Annotated in this window: 4 protein-coding genes and 1 pseudogene; 1 reads left to right on the forward strand and 4 read right to left on the reverse strand. The window is 60.5% G+C overall.

Annotation, left to right across the window (positions count from 1 at the left end; genetic code table 11):
* From ACYQ1H_RS15060 to ACYQ1H_RS15075, 4 genes are all read right to left on the reverse strand, one after another.
* On the reverse strand, positions 1-739 hold a 739-nt coding region (locus ACYQ1H_RS15060), incomplete at its 3' end, for a nucleoside hydrolase (protein WP_460028864.1).
* A 57-nt stretch (positions 740-796) separates the two neighbouring features.
* Positions 797-1,969, reverse strand: a complete 1,173-nt coding sequence (locus ACYQ1H_RS15065; RefSeq protein ID WP_460028865.1) for a hypothetical protein — start codon at positions 1,967-1,969, stop codon at positions 797-799.
* A 129-nt stretch (positions 1,970-2,098) separates the two neighbouring features.
* A complete protein-coding gene (locus ACYQ1H_RS15070) occupies positions 2,099-3,031 on the reverse strand; it encodes a hypothetical protein (protein WP_460028866.1) in 933 nt (310 codons plus the stop codon).
* A gap of 768 nt (positions 3,032-3,799) precedes the next feature.
* On the reverse strand, positions 3,800-4,084 hold the full coding sequence (locus ACYQ1H_RS15075; protein WP_460028867.1) for a hypothetical protein: 285 nt from the start codon (positions 4,082-4,084) through the stop codon (positions 3,800-3,802).
* 276 nt (positions 4,085-4,360) lie between these two features.
* Here ACYQ1H_RS15075 and ACYQ1H_RS15080 point away from each other — a divergent pair.
* Positions 4,361-4,879: pseudogene (locus ACYQ1H_RS15080) on the forward strand (hypothetical protein); the annotation flags it as partial.

The raw sequence follows: 4,879 nt of genomic DNA on the forward strand, positions 1-4,879 counted from the left end.
TATAGCAATAGCCGGGCGGATCGGCGCGGTCGTGGCAATCCTCGAATCTCGGTATATCGACAAAATAGGCGTCAAGCTCACGAAGCTGAACCATCGCCAGCTCGCAGGCCTTGAGATCAAAGTCACAGTTGAAGGACTCCCGACCCGGAGTGCGCGAAATGTCACCGATAGGTTGGCCCATGATGACAACCCTGTCCACCTTGTCCTTGATGAGAGGGATATAGTGATTGAATGAAGTATAGGTACCGATGACAAGAACAGAAACCTTCCTGCAACCCGATACCGCATCCTGTACCTTGTTCGTGTAATCCAGGTTCTCTGGCCACGGCTGTTCCCGAACGGCCATCAACCCATTGGATACCTTCATCATGGAGCGAAAGAAGGACAGCCAGGGCCATCGTTCAGGCGATGGGCTTTCGGCTTGTCTGCCCCCCACGATGATCGGTATCTTCCGGTTGGTCCTGGCGCCATTCACCAGCTGGTTGACTGCGGCCGCTCCCTCGCCCGGCAGGGTATAGCCTTCGGATTGGACGATGGCCGCCACATGTCTGGAGCCCAGGACAAGCGGAATAGCCATCATGTCATCGATGTCAAAGTCATTATCGATGATGACGCATGCATTTCGCGTCCGCACATTCTCGGATTGTGCTGGATGCCCGGACCCGAATGCCGAAGCAGGAAGGGCTCCGATCAGCAGCATGCCAAGAAGAACAGCTCGACCGTGTTTGCGCAGACTCATGTTGTCAAACTCCAAAAAATACCGGGCTTTCGCGATCCTGTAGGATTGTCCCCAGGATCACCACTGGGTTGGCAGCACGTTATTCGACGCCAGGAAAAGCACGGCGCCCAATGTCCAGTTTATTTCAGTCCCGTTGACATGATCTGCGACCGGGAGCTCACGGTTGCCCTGGAACCAGGTGCGTATCAACTCGGAGACCAGCTGCGCAGAATCCACCCGTCCGAAAAGAAATGGGTTGTTGGGTTGCTCACTCACCTGGACCGCCCAGGGCGTCAACGCAATCATGTTGGCAGCCCGGTCAACCCGCGCGGAGGAAAGGCTGTCGCCAAGCCGCAAGTCCGTCGCTACATTTTTGAACAGCCCCACCCCGACAAAGTTTTCCAGACCCGGTACCTTCACGGATGCCGGAATTGACGTCGGCCGGGCCCTGATCAGCTTACGGGTATTGACAAGTCCTTTCCTGTAGTTACCAGAACCCACCGCGCCACTCGCGAGGGGATAGCCGACCGGAAATGAGTTGGGATCATCGGTTGCATCCTCCCGGGAATAGTTGCCCCCAAGGCCGGTATAACTCCTCGAAAACAGGGTGTAGGGTGTACTCCCGTACTTCAGGGAAAAGACATCAATAGTGTTCCTGGCTGTGGATGAGGTCGCCCAGGTCATCTGGTAGGAGCCGCCGCCCGTCTCCAGGATGCCGTTCGTGCCGCCGCCCGCCGCCAGATTCCCCTTCAGATAATTGACCGATAGCCATTGGAAAGCGCCCTCGTAGCGTCCCTGCAGCGTCAGAGCATACTGGATGTTCATGCCGGGGAGCGTCTTTTTTGCCTCATCCGTTACCGCATCGTAGACCTTTTTCTGCTGCAAGGGAGACTCTACCCGCATACCGGCTGTCGCCATGAGAGAAAAGTTCACATCGGCTTGTGGCACACCTCTGGCCTTCAGCTCGGCATCCAGCAGATTGAACAGCGGAGCGATATAGGCCGCCACCTTGGATGACTGGGTGACGAGAGTCGAAATCCCCGGCGTGACCTTGTTGCCGGTCAAAGGAATATTTTCGGCGACCGGGTTGCCCTTGGCGTCAGCCTCCGACTTGTACAGATATAACCTTGAACCGCTGCTTCCGGCATCGACAATCGCATAGTATTTGGCCGCCCATACATGAGAGGCAAAGCCAGACAGCGCCAGCAGAAGCCAAATCGCCAGGAAGGCTTTTCCGGATGCAGATTTCATGACCGATCTCCCATTCTGCCAATGACCATTAAAATAATGTAAAAACACGAACCAACGGGGCGGTGTCAAGTTTCTCCATGGCCCGCCCGTAACCGTCCTGACCGCCGACAGGACATATGTCCGCCTGACTCACTTGACAATGAAGATGAATCGCCGACTGGAGACGAAGGATCGCTCCGGATAATGATAGGCGGTGAGATCGCATACGCGCCGCCCCACGCCGATGGCGGTGACATTGACGGTCTGCGGCAGTACCCGATGTCGAGTGTGGTTGGCCTTGAGATCGGACGTCAGGACGGGGTCGCCCTTGCAAGTTCCGCCATCCAGCTCCCAGACAGACTCGGGGTCCAGCCCCGCGAGGCTTATTTTTCTGGTCTTCCCGACCTTCAGCCTGATCGTCCTGACGTTCCTGGCGTCTGCGTCCCCATCGACCGCCGACGAACGTACGGCTTCCGGCTGTGCGCCAGTCGTTGCGTATGCATCATGACAACCGTCAAGCTTTGGGGTACCACTCACGGTAATCTGGGCGATATTGGTACCGGGTACGGTCGAGTTTATCACCGTGGCAAGCGAATTCACGGTGAGCCCGCACATACCAAACAAACCGCTGAGCGGGAGTGGCGGATCGATATAGAAGCCATTGTCAAGATTACCGACATTCCACAGAACCGATCGGGTGCCCAGACGTACCCATGGCGCATCAGGGCTGGCCTTGACAAACACCCCGACATCGGTGGATGCCGAGGGGGTAATGCCATAGAAACAGTCCAGGCTGTTCTTCCTTTCGGTGTATAGGTTGATTTCGATATCGCCCGGCCTCGCGTACTGATTCCAGTCCGCAATCCCATTCAGGTACCAGCAGTTGTATCCCCCAGCAACGTGGACGGTCAGCTGGGGATAGCCGGGGTCGCCCGCCAGCGGTTTCATCTTGTTGGTCAGCAGAAAGCGGTATCCCGCGCCCGCATAGCTGGCCTGCGAGAAGGTCAGCGCCAACAGACAGGCCACCAGAGCTGAGAACACCGTTTTCATCTTGATTGGCGCAATGGCGCTTACGGAAAACATCGTCATCACCTGCAATAATCGATGGGCCGCACCACAAGCGCCTGCACGCATAGCATGCGGCACTCGAAACTCACATCCCGGCCATCCCAGAAACCTACGGACAGAGACAGCCTCTGCCCCCTTGGTCTTCACAGATACCAAACCTCAATCCCAGGCAGCCATGCCATTGCCAGAATGCCTTAACTCGGCGCCCACACATGAGGGCAAAGCACGCGCGCCTCCAGCTTTCATGCCAAGACCAGATTCCACCCGGCACTCATGCCATGCACGCAATCAGCCGGGCTGCCGGCCAGGCCTGAATCGCGTCACGGAAATCGCTCAGCAGCACTCGGAGCTTGAAGGCACGCCCTGCAGGCTATCACCGGCATCGCGGAAAACCTTGCGAAACCTTAACAAGAGGGCCATCCAGCCCAGCAGGGCCGCTCATCCTCCATCAGGAAGCATGACGTGATACAGGAATCAGACCGTTGGCGCTCTCCTTGCCCGGCCATAGCCATGGTGGCTCATGATCGGTGAAATGCACCCCCGGGTCCAGTTGTCGGGACCGTGCCTGATGTCGGGCGATTTCCGTGCCTTGCGCACGCCTTGGAGCGGGTTCGCGATGCGCACGGGCAAGGGTGATGCCCCTGAGCAGCGCCCAACGGGGGTGGTTACGGTCATCGGCACCGACCGACAAGGCTGTCGTCGATGGGAAAAAGGCCGGCGGCATCGGGCCGGCGGGATCCCGCCGAGCCCGCGGCGATCCTGGCAGGATCCGCCCGCATGAGCCTAGCGGGCGGGATGGTAGTAGCCGGTGGCGGCGCCGGGCGAGAACAGTGGATTCCGGTAGGTCGATGCGGCATGCGGATCGTTGTCGAGATCCGACAGCACGCCGGTGGTGGGGGCGTGTCCCCAGCTGCCGCCATAGCCATCGCCCCAGCCGCCCAGGTGAACCCCCATCTCCATGCCGCCACTGCCCCAGTCGGTGCCCATACCGCCTCCGCCCATGCCAGGGCTGCCGGCACAGCTGGTCAGCAGCATAAGCAAAAGGAATGTCAGCAGAGATCGCATCATGTTGGGCTCTCGTTCGGGATGGCAGCACGCGTCAGGGAAGACGCCCGGGACCGCGGCAGACACCGCCTCGGGGGCGCCGCCAGCATACGACATCCTCGCCAGGGCGCCAGGGTTGCCTGTCCGGTGCGCCGTCCAGTCCAGGCCTGGCGCCATTCGCCGGCTCATCGCCCCGCATTCGACGGCCATCCGGCCTGCGTCGTACCATAACCGGCCGACACGCGGGCGAGCCCCGCCCGCCCCGGTCGCCGGATCCCTCCACAACCCTTGCCTGCCCCGATGATGACCAGCCTCGAACCCTGGATCGGCCCCTTGCTGGCCGCGACATTCCTGCTCCTGCTGCTACTGCTCGGCTTGTTTCTGCGGCTGGGCGCGCGCCTTGCCGACCTGCAAGGTCGCTTCCAGCATTTGCAGGGCAGCGGCGAGCGGCTGGAACGCGGCCTCCGGGAGGAACTGGCCATCAACCGGCACGAGGTGGCGACCTCGCTCGGGCAGACCCGCGACGAACTGAACCGGGCCAGCGAGCGGCTGAGCGGCACCCTGTCGGGCCAGAACGAGCAGCTGCGCCAGCGCATCGACGAGAAACTCAACCAGGCCCAGCAGGATGCCCGCGCCGGGCGCGCGGAACAGGGCGAGAGCCTCAGGCGCTTCGGCGAGACCCTGACCGGCCAGCTGCACCAGCTGACGCAACGCAACACCGAGGGCATGGACACCCTGCGGGCCGCCATCGAGCAGCGCCTCGGCGACATCCAGACCGACAACGGCCAGAAGCTGGAGCGGATGCGCCAGACCGTCGAC

The sequence above is a fragment of the Methyloparacoccus murrellii genome (assembly GCF_054657115.1).